Annotated in this window: 7 protein-coding genes and 1 pseudogene; 2 read left to right on the top strand and 6 right to left on the bottom strand. The window is 72.5% G+C overall.

Annotated features, from left to right (window positions below; genetic code table 11):
- Positions 1-63: 63 nt before the first annotated feature.
- Positions 64-1,065 carry an asparaginase gene (locus BX286_RS27555; protein ID WP_079430209.1) on the bottom strand — a complete coding sequence of 334 codons (1,002 nt, stop codon included), beginning with the start codon at positions 1,063-1,065 and terminating at the stop codon, positions 64-66.
- An 85-nt stretch (positions 1,066-1,150) separates the two neighbouring features.
- Here BX286_RS27555 and BX286_RS27550 point away from each other — a divergent pair, with 85 nt between their 5' ends.
- Entirely contained in the window at positions 1,151-1,654 is a 504-nt protein-coding gene (locus BX286_RS27550) for an Lrp/AsnC family transcriptional regulator (RefSeq protein WP_079430208.1), read from the top strand.
- Between the two features lie 54 nt (positions 1,655-1,708).
- Here BX286_RS27550 and BX286_RS27545 read toward each other — a convergent pair.
- Positions 1,709-1,786 (bottom strand): annotated as a pseudogene (locus tag BX286_RS27545) (GNAT family N-acetyltransferase); the annotation flags it as partial.
- Between the two features lie 300 nt (positions 1,787-2,086).
- Here BX286_RS27545 and BX286_RS27540 point away from each other — a divergent pair.
- Positions 2,087-8,800, top strand: a complete 6,714-nt coding sequence (locus BX286_RS27540; RefSeq protein WP_121016588.1) for a DUF3320 domain-containing protein — start codon at positions 2,087-2,089, stop codon at positions 8,798-8,800.
- 70 nt (positions 8,801-8,870) lie between these two features.
- Here BX286_RS27540 and BX286_RS27535 read toward each other — a convergent pair whose 3' ends face one another.
- From BX286_RS27535 to BX286_RS27520, 4 genes are read right to left on the bottom strand one after another with little or no spacing between them, the layout of a single operon-like run.
- Positions 8,871-10,109, bottom strand: coding sequence for a TIGR02679 family protein (locus BX286_RS27535; RefSeq protein WP_261993520.1), 1,239 nt, complete (start codon positions 10,107-10,109; stop codon positions 8,871-8,873).
- Entirely contained in the window at positions 10,106-14,227 is a 4,122-nt protein-coding gene (locus BX286_RS27530) for a TIGR02680 family protein (RefSeq protein WP_121016584.1), read from the bottom strand. The genes BX286_RS27535 and BX286_RS27530 overlap by 4 nt, the downstream gene beginning before the upstream one ends.
- On the bottom strand, positions 14,224-15,459 hold the full coding sequence (locus BX286_RS27525; protein WP_121016582.1) for a TIGR02678 family protein: 1,236 nt from the start codon (positions 15,457-15,459) through the stop codon (positions 14,224-14,226). Before BX286_RS27525 ends, BX286_RS27530 begins: the two co-directional genes overlap by 4 nt.
- Positions 15,456-17,018: a TIGR02677 family protein gene (locus BX286_RS27520; RefSeq protein WP_121016580.1), complete on the bottom strand. Its 1,563-nt coding sequence runs from the start codon at positions 17,016-17,018 to the stop codon at positions 15,456-15,458. Before BX286_RS27520 ends, BX286_RS27525 begins: the two co-directional genes overlap by 4 nt.
- Positions 17,019-17,120 lie beyond the last annotated feature (102 nt).

Here is a 17,120-nt window from a genome sequence, read left to right as displayed (position 1 = left end):
CGCGACGTCGTGATCGTTGCGGGGGAATCCTATGGCGCCCGGGACGCGGGCGGGCCGGAATGGCTAGGCGTCGACGAGGACCGGGTCCTCCTCGGACAGGGCCGCGCGCAGGACGCGGGCCTGTTCGGCCGGGCTGTCGGAGGCGAGCAGGGCGGAGAGGACCGCGATGCGGGCCTGGCCGGCGCGCAGGGTGCCGGTGGGGACGGCGCCGGCGGCGACGAGGTCGACCGCGCCGCCGTGGGTGTAGATCTCGGTGACCGGGCCGGCCGGGACGCGGGTGGTCAGGGCGACGAGCACGCCGCGGGCCACGGCCTCCCGCACCGCCTCGACGATCTCCGGGGTGGCGTTGCCCGCTCCGGTGCCGACGAGGACGATGCCCCGGGCGCCGGCCGCGACGGCGGCGTTCAGGAGGACCGGGTCGCCGTCGGCGTGGTGCATCACCATGTCCACGCGCGGCGGCAGCTCCGGCATCGCGGGCAGGGCCAGGGGCCGCGGGCGCTGGGGCTGCCGCAGGACGGTGACCTTGCCGAAGCCGATCTTGCCGAGCAGTTCCTTGGAGGGGTCGGCGAACGCGTCCAGGGCCACGGCCTGGGTCTTCATGGTGCCGCGGGCGGCGTGGACGCGGCCGGCGAAGGCGACCAGGACGCCGAGCCCGCGCGTGGTCGCGGCGGTGAGCAGGGCGTCGTAGAGGTTGCCGGGGCCGTCGCCCTCGGTGGAGCCCATGGGCAGCTGCGAGCCGGTGAACACGACGCTGCGGGGGTCGTGGTGGTGGAGGTCGGCCAGGAAGGCGGACTCCTCCAGGGTGTCCGTGCCGTGGGTGACGACGATGCCGTCGACGGCGGGGTCGGCGAGGACCTCGTGGATGGTGCGCAGCAGGGTGAGCTGGTGGGCGGTGGTGAGGCGGGGGCTGTTCACGCTGAACAGGTCGACGACCTCGACGGTGATGCCTTCGGGCAGCGGCGCGGTGGCCATGACCTCGCGGCCGCCGGCCTCGGCGGCGAAGCCCGAGCCCGTCCACCGGCTGGCTATCGTTCCGCCGGTGCTGATGACGACGATGCGCCCCATGGCCACCCTTCCCTGACGTCTGGACCCCGGAGCGGGGTTCGCACAAATTTGCTGGAAAGGGCAATGATAGTGAGATCTACGCGCAATGCGATTGCGCGTTGCAGGGCAGCTCTGTGAGATCGTGGGGGATAATTGCGCGATGGACGCCATTGATCGTGAAATCTTGCGTGAGCTACAGCGCGACGGACGGCTCAGCAACCAGGAGCTGGCCCAGCGCGTGGGGCTGACCCCCTCCCCCTGCATGCGGCGGGTCCGGCAGCTGGAGCAGGACGGGGTGATCCAGGGGTACCGCGCGGTGATCGACCCCGAGGCGGTGGGCCGGGGCTTCGAGGTGCTGGTGTCGGTTGAGGTCCGCCGCGACCGGGAGGCCGTCGAGGCCTTCGAGGCGGCACTCCAGGACATCCCCGACGTGATCGAGGCCTACCGCCTGTTCGGGAGCCCCGGCTGCCTGCTGCGCATCGCCGTGGGCGACCTCCGTGCGTACGAACGCCTGTGGATCGAGCGGCTGACGGCCCTGTCCGGGGTCACCGAGGTCAACTCCCAGATCATCATGAAGCGGATCAAGGAACCGACCGGCCTGCCGGTCTGACAGCCTGCGGGTCCGACGGCGTGCCGGTCCGACGCCGTCAGAGGTCACCCCGCATCAGGCGTGCAGGTGCTCGTCGTGCCATCCGTCCTCGTGCAGCAGGGCGCTGCGCATCGTCCCCTCGAGGGTGAAGCCGCACGTCAACGGCCCGTCAGCATCGGACATCTGGCGGTGAATCAGGCACGGCATGACCCACCCCCCGGGGACGAATCGGCGAACGCGCCGTCTCCAACTGCGGAGCCAGGGGCGGAAAGGCACCACTCTTCACGCCAAAGGGTCTGAGTCGTAGGATTCTCCAATCAGCGAGATCTGCAGGACCGGAGCAGGCGGAGGGCACCACTCTCGGGAGCGGATTGGCCCCGGGCTTGTGTGGCTTCATCAGGGCACGTCGCTCCTCGCAGGCCCAGCAAGACAACACGAGCAGCTAGGACGAGTGTGGCAAACCCGAGTGCTTTCGGCGGCGATGAAGAGCTGGAACGGTTCAAATCGATCCTGGCCAACTGGCGGACGTCGCTCGTCGACCTGAGCGGCCGCAATCGGCTCCTCAACTTCAGGCACACCAAGGCGGCGACCCTGGAGATCTCGCATCCGCCCGCCGGGGAACTCGTCGCCGGTCTGGAACGCGGCTGGGAGTTCGCGCCGCTGCCCGACGAGGACCCCGACGCCGAGAACCCTGAGGGGGCCCCGGCACCAACCCGCCTCGCCGAACGGCAGGGGGCCGCCTCCGGGATCGTCACCCAGAAGACGACGGGCCCGGCGCTCCTCCGTGCGCTGACAAGCCTGCGCAGCAAGTCCACCCAGCTCTTCAACGACTACGGCCTGTGGACGCTCCAGTTGGGCGTCGGCATCCTCCGCTGGCGTGAGGACGGCGCATCGACGAGCAGCGATGCGCCGATCCTTCTCCTCCCCGTGCGGATCGAGCGGCTGAGCAACGGACGAGTCCGCCTGGTGGCCAACGACGACGAGGAACCGCGTCTCAACCCTGCGCTCAGGGTCAAGCTGGAGCAGTTCCTCATCGACTGGTCGCCCGTCACGGAACAGGATCCGACCGACCTCGACGCCGTGCTCGACGCGGTCACCCACGCAGTGGCGGGTAAAAAGGCGTGGGAGGTTTCGAGGCGCGTGGTGCTGGCGCTCTTCGCCTCCCACAAGGAGTCGATGTACCAGGACCTGCTGGACAACGAGGCCCGCATCCTGAACAGCGACCTCGTACGGGCGGTGGCGCTCGGTCCCAAGGCGGGACTGGCGTCGGACCGCTTCGACTTCGAGGAGATCGACACCGACCGGATCGACGAGCTCAGTCCGCCGGAGGACAGCCCGCTCGTCCTCGATGCCGATGCGTCGCAGCGTCAGGCCGTCGCGGCCGCTGTCGCCGGGCAGTCCTTCGTGCTCGACGGCCCTCCGGGTACGGGCAAGAGCCAGACGATCACCAACATGATCGCCGGCCTGATGCACGCGGGCCGCAGCGTGCTGTTCGTCAGTGAGAAGGCTGCCGCGCTCGACGTGGTGCTGGATCGGCTGAAGTCCGTCGGGCTCGATTCGTACGCCCTGCCCCTGCACAGCCACAACACCAGCCGCCGGGCCGTCGCTCAGGAGCTGGGCAGGGCCCTGGAGGAGGAGCCTCGAGCCCCACGGCTCTCCCAGGAGGCGGTCGCCCGGGCCCGCGAGGCACGCGAGGCCCTCAGCGCCTATGCCGAGGCGATGAACGAGGTCAGCCAGCCACTCGGCCAGAGCCTGCACGACGTGATCGGGAGGGTCGGGCGGCTGTCCGAGGCGCATGTGGCATTCCTGGCTTCGGAGTCCGACGGGGGCTCCCGTCAGCAGAAGGTGTTCGACCCCGCAGCACTCAGCGGACAGGACCTGCACCTCATCATCGAGGCGACCAAGACCATTGCCGACGCCTGGCAGGCGGTCGCGGATCCGTCCTTCCCCTGGCGGGACCTGAAGGCCGGCAGTCCGCATCCCCGTCCGGCGCTCGAACAGGCCATGGCCGCCCGGGACGGGCTCGCCGCGGCGGTGGCGCGCTACCAGGACCTCTCGGAAGACGGCGAGCCGATCGAGGAGGAGGACGGCGTCCGCCGGCTCATCAAGCTCCTCGCGCTCATCGGGTCACGCCGGCCGGTGCCCGAGGCATGGCTGACCAGCGCCGACTTCGCCGACACGGTGGCGAGCCCGGTGGACGGCTTCCTCTCCGCGCTGAAGAAGGTGGTCAGGGCGCAGGCCACCGCCCGCTCCGCGGCCGGGGAGCGTTGGGAGGAACTCTCGCCGCAGCTCACCCCCGTGCCGAGCGAAGCCGAACGTGCCCTGCCCGCGCTCTCTCCGGCCGGTATCGATCCCTCCGAGCTGTCGGAGGAGCGTGCGAACGAGCTGGCCCACGCGTTCGAGACGACCGCGGACGGCCTTGAGCGTACGCACCGCAGCCTTGCCGAGGTCGCACAGCAGCTTGGGCTGGACATCCCGGGCAGCGTCGCGGCAGCGGAAGACCTCTGCGACGTCGTCGCACTCGCGGGCGCCGACCACCGGCCCCTCGAACAGTGGCTTGTGCCCGGGGGAGCATCCGAAGCCGGCAAGGCCGCGGTCAACGTCGTCGCCGACGGACTGCGCGCGTTCTTCGCCCGCCGTGACACGGTTTTGGCCGCACAAGCACGCGCGACCGCGGAGGCCGGACCCGGCTGGGCCTCGATCCCCGCCACGCTCGACACGGAACCACCGGCGTCCGAGCGGGGCCTTGGCGGACTGGAACCGCGTGGCCTGGACCTGAGCGCTCTGACCCGTACGCAGGCCGCGGAGCTCTCCGATTGGTTCGCGAGCCTGGGGGCGACCCTCGAATCGGCCGAGCAGCACGCCGCGGCCACGGCCAGGCTCCTCGGGCTTGACCGTCCGAGAAGCACGCAGGAGGCCGAGGAGCTCATCGCTCTCGTGGAGCTGGCCACGGCCTCCCACCGGATGCTCGGCACATGGCTCGACCCGCAGGTGATGTCCCGGGTACGGGAAGCCTGCACGGAGATCTCCGACGCCGCACACCGGCTCGCTGAGGCCGAGCGGGCTGCGCAGGACGTCTTCCGGCCCGAGACCGCCGTCTCCCCCGGACTGCCGGACCTGATAGGCCGCCTGTCCGAAGGCTCGCGCGGAATCGGCGGCCTGCTGTCCGGCGCGGTGCGCGCAGACCGCAAGGCACTCGGTGCGCTGACGGTCGCGGGCTCGTGGCGCAGCGAGCTGTACGCCCGGTTGCCGCTCGCCCTCGACTGGCACACGGCCCACAGCCGGCTGCGGTCTCTCGCCCGTACGCATGCCGCTCTTCTCGGACACTACGCCGGGGCGGAGCTGCCCGACGTGCCCGCCTTGGAGGCGGCACTGGCGCACGCCTGCGCCGTACACCGGCTCGCGCCGGACACGGTCCTGGACCCGCACCGCCGCGGCCTGCTGGCCGCCCAGATCGCCGACGGCCACACCCCTGCCCCGGAACTGCTGGAGCACTGCCGGGCCCTGAGCGAGGATCTGAACACCTGGCGGCAGGATCTGACACGCCCCCGCCTGGCCCCGGTCGCGGACGAGCTCGCCAAGTGCTCTCCGGCCTACGCTGCCCGCTGGCTGCGCGACCACCTGGATCCGATCGCCCGGGCCGTCGACCTCATCGACACAGCCGCCTCCCTCGGCCGTCGCGACGACGGACCCGGCTTCGCGTACACGCTCGCAGGCGCACGGGCGGCGATCGGCGCCGCACAGGAGGGCCGGCGGGAGACCGCCGGGTTTGCCGCTGAGGAGGAGGCGCATCGTCGCCTCTGCGGTTCCTGGTACCAGGGGCTGAGCACCGACCCCGCCGAGCTGCGCGCGGATTCATCCGACGCAGCGCCGGAACGGAGCGGCATCCCCGAACTCCTGCACCGGGCCTGGGGCATCCAACGATCCGCCCCGGGCGGCTGCGCCGACGAGGAGCAGCGCAAGCTGCTCGGCCGTTACGCGTCCGCCGACGGCGTCGACACTGCCGCGCTTCAGGACGCCCTGGAAGCGGCGCACACCGTGGAGCGGCTGGCGCCGGACACGCTCGCCGATCCCACACGCCGGGCACGCCTCATCCGTTTCCTCGCCGACGGACGTCCCGTTCCGCACACCCTTGTGCGACAGACGGAGCCGCAGATCCGTACCGACCTGCACACTTGGCGGGAATACGCCGGTCAGCCGCACCTCGCGGCCGCGGGCGCGCACCTGCTCGCCGGCCCGATGCCCGACGCTGCGCGCTGGCTGCGCGCCCACGTCGAACCCTTCGAGGACGCTGCCGACCTCCTCCACGCCGTGGCCCGCGTGGCCGACACCGACGGCGGACTGTCCCTCTCGCGGGCGCGGCAGGCGGTGACAGCAGTAGCCGACGCGCGGGCAGCCGTGGCGCGGTTCGACGACGACGCCCCCCGTCACGGGGAGCTGCTCGGTGACCTCTACCAGGGGACGGAAACCGACAAGGGAGCCGTACTCGACGCCCTGGACTGGTCCCAGCAGGTTCGCCGGACCGCACACGGAAGCCACGCGGCCCCGCTGTCCGTCCCAGCGGCCCGGCTGATGCTGGACGCACCCGCCGAGACGTCCGTGGCGGACCGCCACGACGAATGGCAGCGCCAGCGGGACGATCTCGTCGGACACTTCGACGTGCAGCGCGGCCGCCTCCTGCAGCGCGAGCTCCGGGAGTCGCTGCCCGCTGCCGCGACCTGCCTGTCCCGGCTGGACGACGACCCCTTCGGCCCCGAGGCGTGGACCACCTGCTCCGACGCCCTCAGGCAGCTGCGACGGTACGGCCTGGACGGGCTGCCCTCCCAGCTCGCTCAGCGTGGCGTGTCCGCAGCCGACTTCCCTGCCTCCGTCGAACGAGCGGTCCTCACCGCCTGGATCGAACGACGTCTCGGACTCGACGCCCGGCTCAAGCCGATGCGCGCAGTGGACCGCGATCAGCTCGTCGAGCGGTTCCGGGACGCGGACCGCGCCCTCGTCGAGGCGGCGCACGCCGAGGTCATCGCGGCATGCAATGCCCGCCGCCCCCGCCGAACCAACATCGGCCCCGCCGCCGAGCTGCGCCGGCAGTCACAGCTCAAGCGCCGCCACAAGCCGGTACGCCAGCTGCTCGGTGAGACGCGGGATGTCGTGCGGCTCATCAAGCCCTGCTTCATGATGAGCCCGCTGACGGTCAGCCAGTTCCTGCCGCCCGACTTCCGATTCGACGTCGTCATCTTCGACGAGGCCTCCCAGGTACTGCCGCAGGACGCGGTGAACTCCGTCTACCGCGGCAATGCGCTCATCGTGGCCGGTGACCAGAAGCAGCTGCCGCCGACCTCGTTCTTCAGCGCCGGCAGCGACGGCGACGACGATGACGAGTGGGACGAGGAGGGCGCGGACAACTTCGAGTCCGTGCTCGACGCCTGCAAGGCCAGCGGCGTGCTGCGCGGCCTGCCGTTGCGGTGGCACTACCGGAGCCGCCACGAGAACCTCATCGCCTTCAGCAACAACGACTTCTACGACAACACCATGGTGACCTTCCCGGGCGCGTACGAGCAGAGCCCGGACCTCGGCGTCGAGTTCTTCAAGGCCGACGGTGTCTACGACCGGGGCGGCCGAAGCAACAACCCGGGCGAGGCGGCGGCAGTCGCGCAGCGCGTGATCCACCACTTCGCCACCAGGCCGGGGCTCAGCCTGGGTGTGGTCGCCCTGTCCAAGGCACAGGCCGAGGCCATCGAGGACGCGGTGCAGAAGGCACGAACCGCCCGGCCCGACCTCGATCACTTCTTCACCGAGGACCGCCTCGACGGCTTCTTCGTCAAGAACCTGGAGACCGTCCAGGGCGACGAGCGCGACGTCGTCATCCTGTCCGTCGGCTATGGCCCGGACCACCGGGGCAAGCTGCTCTCGACGTTCGGCCCCATCAACAGGGAAGGCGGCTGGCGCCGTCTCAACGTCGCCGTGACCCGCGCGCGGCGGCGCATGGAGGTCATCGCCTCGTTCCATGGTTCCGAGCTGGCCGACAGCACCAACAAGAGCGTCCAGCACCTGAAGCGCTACCTCCAGTACGCCGAGCACGGCCCCCACATCCTGGCGACGGCCGCGGCCGACCCGGATGCCGCTCCGGAGAGCCCCTTCGAGGAAGAGGTCCTGGCCGTTCTGCGCGACTGGGGCTACTCCGTACAGCCCCAGGTCGGTGTCGCCGGTTTCCGCATCGACATGGCGGTACGCCACCCCGCCGCCCCGGGCAGCTACGCCCTCGGCATCGAGTGCGACGGCGTCATGTACCACTCCTCGCGTGCGGCCCGCGACCGCGACCGGCTGCGGCAAGCCGTGCTGCGCGACCTCGGCTGGAAGCTGCACCGCATCTGGGGCACCGATTGGTACCGCAACCGCCGGGACGCGATCGCCCGCCTGCGCGCCGCGGTGGAGGAGGCGTGCGCACGGGACCCGTTTCAGGTGATGCCGCAGCAGCCGGTCACCGAGGGGACGCCTGCAGAGGCACCTGCCGCTCCGGACACGACGGCGGACACGGGGCCGGCGGTGACGTTCGTGGCGCTGGACGACGGGCCGCCGAAGTGGAGCCGGGCGTACGAGGAGCTCGGGGACGTCCAGCTGGTCAACCTGCGGATCACGTCCGCCGAGCGCCGCGGCATGCGGCATGCGGAGCTGCAGGACCCGGACGCCGTGGGGGTCGTCGCCGACGTCGCCCTCTCCGTGATCAAGGCCGAGGGCCCGATGACGGAGGACCTGATCCTCACCCGGGTGCGTTCGGCGTGGGGTATCTCGAGAGCGGGCGCGGTGGTCCGGGACTCGGTGCGTCGAGCGCTGCGGAGGATCACCTCCGCGGGCCAGATCGTGCGCGTCGGCGAGGCGTATGACCTTCCTGACCGAGAGCCCGCCTTCGCTCGCACCCCGACCCCGACCATGGCGCGCAAGGTCGGGCAGGTCCCGTCGGTCGAGCGGCGGCTCGTCGTGGGGCACGTGGTCGGGGAAAGCCCGGGCGTTCACCGGGAGGAGCTGCTCCGCGAGGTCGCACGCTTCTTCGGGTGGACCCGGCTGGGCCCTGACATCCGGGATGCACTCACGAGCGATGTGGACGAGCTCGTGGCGAAGGGGGCGGTCCGCGAAGCGGACGGCTTCCTGATGCCCGCGGATGGTGCCTGACGAGTTCAGACCACGGACGACCGGCCAGGCCCCGCGTGATGCGTCCCAGGAATGATGTGGACGGGAACCGTCACGCGAGGTCGGACAGCAACACGTCGAGGAGCGTCTCCTCCTCGACGCGGACGCCCCGCTCCAAGAGGGCCTGTTTCAGATCCGGGTCCCAGGGAGCCACGGTCGGCTGTCCGGCGAGTGGCGGCAAACCGTCTGGGCTTGCGAGCGCTGCGGCTCGGTAGTCGGCAGCCGTGTAGCGCCAGGGCTGCCACGGAACACGGCGCAGCAGGGCCGAGGCGATGCGCAGGCCGCCCCAGTCGAAGTCCCCGTGGTAATGGAGCGTTGCCCCGCCCTCGTGCAGCTGCCGGAGAAGGAGGAGAGCGGCAGCGGACGGCTGTCCCTGGAGACACACCAGTGACACGCAGCGCGGGCCGTACGCTTCGGCCGCCGCGGCGAGTACCGCCGGGTTCTCGCAGATCCGAACGGCCGAGGCGGTCGAGGCGGGCGGCCTGCGGATCAGCTGCCGCAGGGTCAGCACGGACGGCTCGCCCGCGTCGGCCATCCAGTCCAGCGCGGGCGTGCCCCGCAGGTTCAGGGTAAGGACCGTGGAGGACAGCTCGTCGCGCAGCAGGCCCGCCGACGCCCAAGCCTCCCGACGCCATTCGGTACCCGTCCCGTCGGGGAAGCCCGTCAGGGCTCGGATACCCGACAGGGTGATCGTGGCCAAGGGTGCGCCGTCGTCCAGGGCGTGGGCACTGCCGAGCCGCCGGGCCGCGAAGGCGGGGAGTGACACGGGAGGGTCCATGGGCAGCGAGCCGAGGACGACGGCCGTCTGGTCGAGGAGGGCACGCGCTGCGGCGGGAGTGCCTGCGAGGCGCCGTACGAGACCGTCGCCCCGGAGCCGGGCGGCCCAGGCCGCGAGTGCCGGAAAATGGTCCGCGAGGGCGTCGATCGGAGCGTAGGCCTCCTGCCAGGCCAGGTCCTCGGCCTCACGGGCCGGGCCGAGGGCGACGATCGGCCCGGTGAGCGCCTCCAACGCCGGGGCCAGGCCGCCGGGGCTGATACCGCTGCGGCGCAGGACGGCGTCCACCTCGTCGAGCCGGACGCTCAGGGAACGCCCGCTGCCGGGAGAGCGGCCCAGGAGCCGCTCGGCCGACGCCCGCTGGGACGACGTGGGCGCGCTGAGTGACACCGGGCCGGTGAGGGGCTGTTCACGCTCCAGGCGCCGGCGCGCACGGTCGACCAACCATGCGAGGCCGGGGTCTCCCAGGAGGCGGCGCAGCCTGGCGTCGTCGACGGGCGCACCGTCAGGGGTCACTTCCACAGCGGCTCCGGTCCGGCCGCTTCCGCCGCTGCGTCCCTGCGATCCGGCGGCCGTACCGGGTCCTCGCGGCGGAGCCGACGTGTGCCGTCCCATTCCCAGCGGGTGACGAGTACCGCCGCCACCTCGTCGATCCGGGACAACTGGGCGATGGCGATGCCGGGGACCTGGGGATAGCAGGCCCATTCGCGTTCGCTGGTCATGACGACGTCCAGGTCGAAGGCCTGGAGGAGACCCAGGCACTTGGCCCGCGAGTCGTCGTCGACGCCCGCGAACGCCTCGTCAAGGGTGACCAGGCGCGGGGCGTGCGGGCTACCCGCGCTCGCGTAGTGCGACGAGGCCGCGGCGAACAGCGGCACGGAGACGGCGAGGACCCGCTCGCCGCCCGAGGCCGGGCCGGTGGCCGGGACCCAGCGGCCGTGCTGGTGCCGCTCGACCCCGAATTCGTGCCAGGACCGGTAGTCGAGCGCGGCTGTGAGGTATTCGAGCCAGCTGCCGGAGGTGTCGTCGGTCTGCTGCCGGGCGATCTGGGCCTGCAGGAACTCCCCGACGGCAGCACGGTCCTCCGCCGTCCAGGCGTCGGCGGACTGGCGCAGGCGCTCTCGGGCCTGGGCCAGTCCGGAGGGGGCCTTGCGGGAGGCCCGCCAGATGAGCCGCAGTTTCATTCCGGTGGAGGTGGGGCGGTCCTCCAGCTCGGCGTTCATGTCCCGCACCTGACGCTCGGCGGCCCCGATGAGCTCCTGGAGGGTGCCCGCGACCTCGGTGATGAGGTGGGTTTCGAGGATTTCGCGTTCGCGGGCGGACAGGATGCGGGTGAGCTCACCGACTTCGGCGGTGAGCGCCGAGGCGAGTTCGGGGACGGCCCGCTCGCGGCCCTGGTAGACGATGTCGACGACCATGCCGTCCTCCACCATGCGGGCGGAGGCGGTGTGGCCGTGCCGGGACAGTGTGTCCTGGAGGGTCTTGAGTTCCTCGCTCAGGCGGCGCTGTACGCGTTCCCACGCCCCGTCCGAGTCGTCGGCCGACGACAGACCCGCTTCGATGGCACGGGCGAGCGCGATGGCGGGGGTTGCCGCCCAGGGGCCGTCGCCGGCGTCGGGCACCTGGAGGTCGGGCAGGGCGACCGCGATCAGTCCGGTGGTGGTGAACCGTTGTAGCCCCGCGATGGCTTCCGCGCGTGTCTCGGCCGCTTCCGCGAGGTTCTTCCCGAGCCGCTCGATGTGGCCTTCGGCCTTGCTCGCATCCCGGTCGGCCTCGGCGTGACGCTGCCGGGTGGCCTTCTGGTCGGCCTCGCAAGCACGCAGGGCTTCGGCCGTCTCGGTCAGCCGTCGCTGGAGTTCGGCTACGGCCGCGCCGACCGTGGAGCGCAGTGTGGTGTGCCGCTCGTCCGCGGCCGCTGCCTCCCGCCCGGCCTCCTCGGCCCTCAGGGCGAGTTCGGCAGTCCGCTCGCCCGCCTGTCCGGCCTCGGCGCGTTCCTCCTCGGCCTGGCGGGCCGCCTCTCCGCGTTCGCGCAACGCCGGCCAGAGGGCGGCCAGAGCCACGGCGAGGGAGCCGTGCGCCCGGCGAACGGCGGCCAGGCCCTCCCGGTCGGCGGGCAGGCCCAGTTCGGCCGTCGTCTCGGCGAGCTCGGTGACGGCCCGCTCGGCCCGCCCGGCCGCCTCGGTGAGGTCGGCGGCGCGTTCCTCGCGCCGCAGCCGGGTCCTGCGTACCGCCTCGGCGGCGGCGGTCACGTGGGCATGCGCCCGGGTGAGGGGGCTCTCGTCGGGTATCGCGGCCAGCTCACCGTCGAGAACACGGCGACGAGCGGCCACCTCCTCCGCTTGTGCCAGGGCGGCTTCCGACTCCTGCTGGAGCAGGTCGAGTTCCGCACTCAGGGCCGCGATGCGGGTTCGCCGGGCTGCCTCTCGTGCGCCCTCACCGACGTATTCGGCGGCGGGCTTGGCCCAGCGTCCGGTGAGCGCACCGACCCGGAATCGCCCGTCGGTCGCCGCCCAGGTGCCTGCCCCGCTGTCCCCTCCCGCGCCGATGGCGGCGAGCAGCCGTTCGACCGTGTCCTCGCCCACCGCCGCGGCCTGCGCGTCGCCATCGTCCATCGCCGGCCGGAGCAGCCCGCCGAGCGAGGGCCCGGCGACCGCCCCGGTCGCCGGGGAGAGGAGTACGTCGTGCCCGTCCGCAGCCAGGGCCGAGCCGTCGGGCAGGATCCAGGCATCGAGCAGCCCGGACGCTTCCAGTGCCGCCTCCAGCCCGGCGCGCTCCCGGTCCGGGAGGCCGTCATCGAAGTCCACCAGCCGCCACAGCGGTGCGCCCGGAAGCTGCTCGCGCAGGCCCGGTGTGCGGGTGGGCGGGGGCTGGGGGGCGCGTCGGCCGCCTGCCTCCAGCGCGGCCAGCTCCGCGCGGACCCGGCCGGTGCGCGCCGTCAGCTCCGCTGTCCGGCGTGCGGCTTCGGCCGCCTGGTCGGCCAGCCGCAGCGAGGCTGCGCTGTGGGCGCGCGCCGCGTGTGCGCGGGCCGGGTAGGGCCCGTCGAGGTGCCGCGTCCACTCCTGGAGCTCGTCGAGCAGGCCCGCCGGGTCGGGACAGGCCAGTTCGGTCCAGGTGCGTGCGTGTTCCCGTACGTCGTCCAGCAGGGCCTGCCCGGCGCGGGCCACGGCCTCCTCCGCCTGGCCGTGCGCCACCGTCGTCTGATCCAGGTCGGCGTCCGCCTCGTCGAGCCGGACCGAAGCCTGACGCCGCCCCTCGACCGCGTGCTCAGCCTCCGCCAGGAGCCCCTCCGCGTGGGCGAGCACGCGCCGGCCCCGGTCTGTCGACTCCTCGGCCGCGCGCCGCATTTCGGGCTCGGGAAGCCGGTCGTCGACGGGCAGGCCGATCCGCGCGGCGTCGGCCGCCTCCTGCACCTGGCGGAGGGCCTCCTCGGCCAGCCGGCCGGCGGAGTGCAGCCGGTTCTCGGCGGCGCCGAGCCTCCCGAGCGCCCGAGTGTGCAGACCTGCGGCCTGATCCCGGTCGTCGCGGGCCCGGACCAGGGTGTGGGCGGTCCGCTCGACCGCCCTCGCCGCCTGTTCCAGCTCCCGGGCGCTGCGCATCTCGGGGCCCTCGCGCAGGGCGCTGTCCTGGGCCCGCAGGCGCGCCTGGGTCTCTTCCAGAGCGGCGATCCGCTCCTCGGCCTCTGCCCGTGCCTCCTCGGCCCGGGTCTGCTGGGCCTGCGCCTCGGCGAGGTCCCGCTGAAGGTGCTCGTAGCGGGAGTGCTCACCGCGCGGGAGGCGGGCGCGCCTGCGTGTGGCGATACGGGCGTAGCGCCGGTAGTGCTCCAGGAAGGCGGAGGCGGCCCGTTCGGCGGCGGACGCGGCGGCCAGTTCCTCCTTCTCCTCGTCCAGGGAGCGGAAGGCCTCGGCCACATCGGCGATGACCGCCTGATCCATTGGCGGCAGGGCCTCGGTGAGGGCGCGGGAGAGTGCGGCCTCGTTGGGGCGCTTGGACAGCTGCGGCTGGCGGAGCTGGATGAGCAGGTCGACCAGGGCGCCGTAACGCTGCTCGCCGAGTCCGAAGAGGTTCTCGTCGACGGCCCTGCGGTAGGTCTTGGCCTGGTCGTACACCATGCCGTGCCCTGCGACGGCCTCCGCGAGCCGGTCCCGGGACAAGGCCGTGCCGGTGGCGTCCAGCAGACTGAGGGACGCCTCGGCGGATGTCTGCGGGCCGTGGTCGATGCGCTGGCTGGTGAGCGCGTACCAGTGCCGGGCGATGCCCCGCCCGCTGACGGCCTTGAGCCCGCAGAGCAGCGTACGGAACTGCTGTTCGCCGCCGGCCTCGTCGAGCCTGCCGAACTCGATCCAGGTGTAGCCGAGCCGCTCGGAGTGCGGGTGCTCGCCGCCGAGGAGGAGGTTCCACTCCATCCTCTTGCCCGGGTCGCCGTCGGGTTCCACGCGGCGGGAGCCGAGGTCCCCGTCGAGGAGGAACGGCAGGGTCAGCGCGAGCACCTTGGACTTGCCGGTGCCGTTGTTCCCGCGCAGGAGCAGGCGCCCGTCCCGGAAGTGGAATTCCTCCACGTCGTAGTGGAAGAGGTCGACGAGTCCGATGCGCAGGGGCTGCCAGCGGGAGCGCAAGGGGACGGGGAGGCGGGTCACGGCGTGGGGGCCTTTCGCTGCGCGGGCATACGTGCGGTGCCTGGTTCACGGAGTACGGTCGCGCCGACCGCGTACCGGGCGAGGGCGGGACGCGGCGCCACGCCGTGGGCGGTACGGGAGACCAGCCCGAGGGCGGCGAGCCGGGCGACGGCCTGCTCGACGAGTTCGGCTTCCATGCCCGGCTCCCGCGCGGACTTGGCCCAGAATCCGCCGTGCTCGGCGGCGAGTTCCCGGACTCGGAGCGCCAGCCGGTCGGCGGTGACCGGGCCTCCCGCCGCGGCCAAGTGCTCGGCGAGCAGCAGCGTGACATGGCCGTGGGTTCCCTGCTCGGGCATCCGGACGTCGGTGAGATCGTCGTCCGGGTCGACCATGGCGATGCCCTCGGCCCGTACCTCGGGAACGAGTCCGGTCAGTTCGGTGATGCGGGAGGTGAGGAAGCCTCGCTGCCGGGTGAGGTAGCCGAGTTCGGCGTCGCTCAGCCCGTCGTAGTAGAGCACCGGATCGTCCAGCAGCCTGCGCGTCAGCGAGCGCCGCATCGCGCGGAAGCGCAGCTCGTCGCTGTCCAGGGCGGTATCGGCGACGAGTTCGGTCAGCCGGTCCGCCAGGGTCTCGGCGTGCACGGTGGAGGGGCCGCGGCGGGCGGCGAGCAGGCCCGCCAACACCCTGCGTTCCACGTCGTAGAGAACATCGCCGGCCCCACTGACGTACGCCTCCTCGTCTCCGGCGACGCGCCGCAGGACTCCGAGGCTGAGCAGGAGCCGTACGACGGCGGCCAGGTCGAGGCGCTCCTCGCGACGGTCCAGGGTGAACTGGATGCCGGCCCGGGCGAGGTGGGGGTCGGCGGCGTCGAGGACGACCTGGTCGGCGAGACGGCCGAGGGCTATCTGCCCCTCGCCGCGTTCGAGGGCGGCCAGTGCCAGGCACAGCAGCACGTAGCGGCGGCGGGTGAAGGGGGCGGCGGCCCGGGTCGCCTCCCGCGCGGGGTGCGTGGGGTCGGTGAGGACGCCGGGGATCTTACGCAGGCGGGCGGCCTCGGCGTCTGCCTGGAGGGTCCAGCCGGTGTTGCGGTCGAACCATTCGCGCAGTTCGGAGGCGTGCCGGCGAACGAGGCGGAACTCGTCGGCGGACCGGCCACGGGCCAGCAGCAGGGGCTGCTTGAGCAGCGCGCGGGCCGCCTTGCGAAGCTCGGCGGCGTGCTGCCCTTCCAGCACCTCTGCGAGCGGAGTGCTCATCGGTCGCCGCCTCCTTCCGTCAGGTCGACGATCTCGATGAGGTGGTCGGGGCCGCGGAAGACACCCCCGGGGGTCCGGATCTCTGCGGTGCCGCCGTCGGCGAGCGCGCTGAGCCGGATCTCCATGGAGCCGTCGTTGCTGGTGGCCACGGTATGCCGCATGCCCGGCCGCCAGGTGGCCAGCGCGTCGCCCAGCAGCTGGAGGAAGAGGCCGAAGGACACGGGGTCGAGTTCGCCGAGCCCGGAGAGCCGGGTGATCCCGCCGGTGACGAGCCGGGCGCGGGCCGCCGCGGTCTCGGCGGCCTGCTTGGCAGCCACCTCGGCGAGCCTGCGGCGCGGCTCCTCCCGGTCCTCGACCTTGCGGGGCTTGCCACGCCGCTCGTAACTGCCCGTGCGGCGCAGCTGGGGGCTGATCCGCAGCGGCTCCGCCGCCGCCCACGACGTCGCGGCGGGAACCGGCCGGGCCGTGCGGGCGGCCAGGGTCTCGGCGTCCACGGTGAGGTGCCGCGCGGGGTAGAGCCCGAAGGCGGCGCGCCAGAGGCGGTGCCGGGAGTCGTCGTCGGGGGCCTCGGCGAACCAGCGGGCGAGGGTACGGAAGTCGGCGGACCGGTCGGAACGCCCGGCCCTGCGCTCGTTCAGCGACCGTACGACGGCCAGGAGCTGCGGAATCGCGCCGAGGGCCCGCCCACGCAGCAGCCGGGCCTGCGACTCCCGCCCTTCCCGGCTGATGAACCAGGCGGCGAGCCCGGACCAGCGCCCCGCCCACCGCTCGTACGCCTCCCGCTCGGCGTGCCCCGCCTCCTCCGGCGACGCGTCGGCGGCCTCACGCCGTGCGGCCGCCCGCAGCAGCGGCCCGATGCTCCCGCCCTCTTCCAGTTCCACGATGAGCCGGGCGATGCGCCCGCCGAGGGTGATCAGGTCCTGGATGAACCTCTCCAGGTACTGGATGAGCTGGTCCTTGTAGGCGAGGAAGACCTCTTCCTCGACGTCGTGGAGGTCGATGGTCCGTTGCAGGGACCCCATGAAGGCGCCGGCGTTGTCGGCAAGAGCGGTGAACCGACTCGCCAGCGCGTCAAGCGCCAGGTGCGTTTTGGCCTGATCCGGCTGTTCCTCGGCTGCCAGCACGAGCAGGGCCCGCAGCTGGGTGACGATGTCGTGCAGGGCGACGGCCTGCAGGGCGCCGCGCCGCCCGAGCGCCTCGTCGTAGACGCCCAGGGCTTCCTCAGCGGCTTCTCCGGCGCGGGTGAGCTGGTAGATGAACCGCTTCCGGTAGAAGTCCTCGACGGCGGTGACGCGGGCGGTATCGGGATCGGCGCGCAGATTCCCCCAGCCGACGAGACTGTCCAGCGCCTTCACCACGGCATCCAGCTCGGCGGGCCGCACCTCGCCCGGCAGAGCGGCATGCACGTCCTCGGGCCGCAGGTGCACCGCGAACCGCTCCTTGGCGACGACGAACACCCGCATCACATGCCGGTAGAGAGCCGTGTTCTGGACGGTGAGGTGGGCGAAGGGGCCGTACCCGTCCGGTCGGGGCTCCGGGGTGCTGGTGGTGACAGTCATCGCGGGCCATTGTCACGCATCAGCCGTGATCGCAGACAGTGACGAAGCTACTCGGCTGAAAACGACCGCCGGACGGCTCGGGACGATCACCGCAAAGGAGCG

Source organism: Streptomyces sp. 3211.6 (genome assembly GCF_003634815.1).
Classification (GTDB): Bacteria; Actinomycetota; Actinomycetes; order Streptomycetales; family Streptomycetaceae; genus Streptomyces; species Streptomyces katrae_A.
This window is presented reverse-complemented; position numbering and strand designations above follow the sequence as displayed.

Excerpts from the sequence above, each read along its gene's own strand:
- BX286_RS27520 (WP_121016580.1), bottom strand. The coding sequence starts at position 17,018 with ATGACTGTCACCACCAGCACCCCGGAGCCCCGACCGGACGGGTACGGC.
- BX286_RS27525 (WP_121016582.1), bottom strand. The coding sequence starts at position 15,459 with ATGAGCACTCCGCTCGCAGAGGTGCTGGAAGGGCAGCACGCCGCCGAG.
- BX286_RS27550 (WP_079430208.1), top strand. The coding sequence starts at position 1,151 with ATGCGATTGCGCGTTGCAGGGCAGCTCTGTGAGATCGTGGGGGATAAT.
- BX286_RS27555 (WP_079430209.1), bottom strand. The coding sequence starts at position 1,065 with ATGGGGCGCATCGTCGTCATCAGCACCGGCGGAACGATAGCCAGCCGG.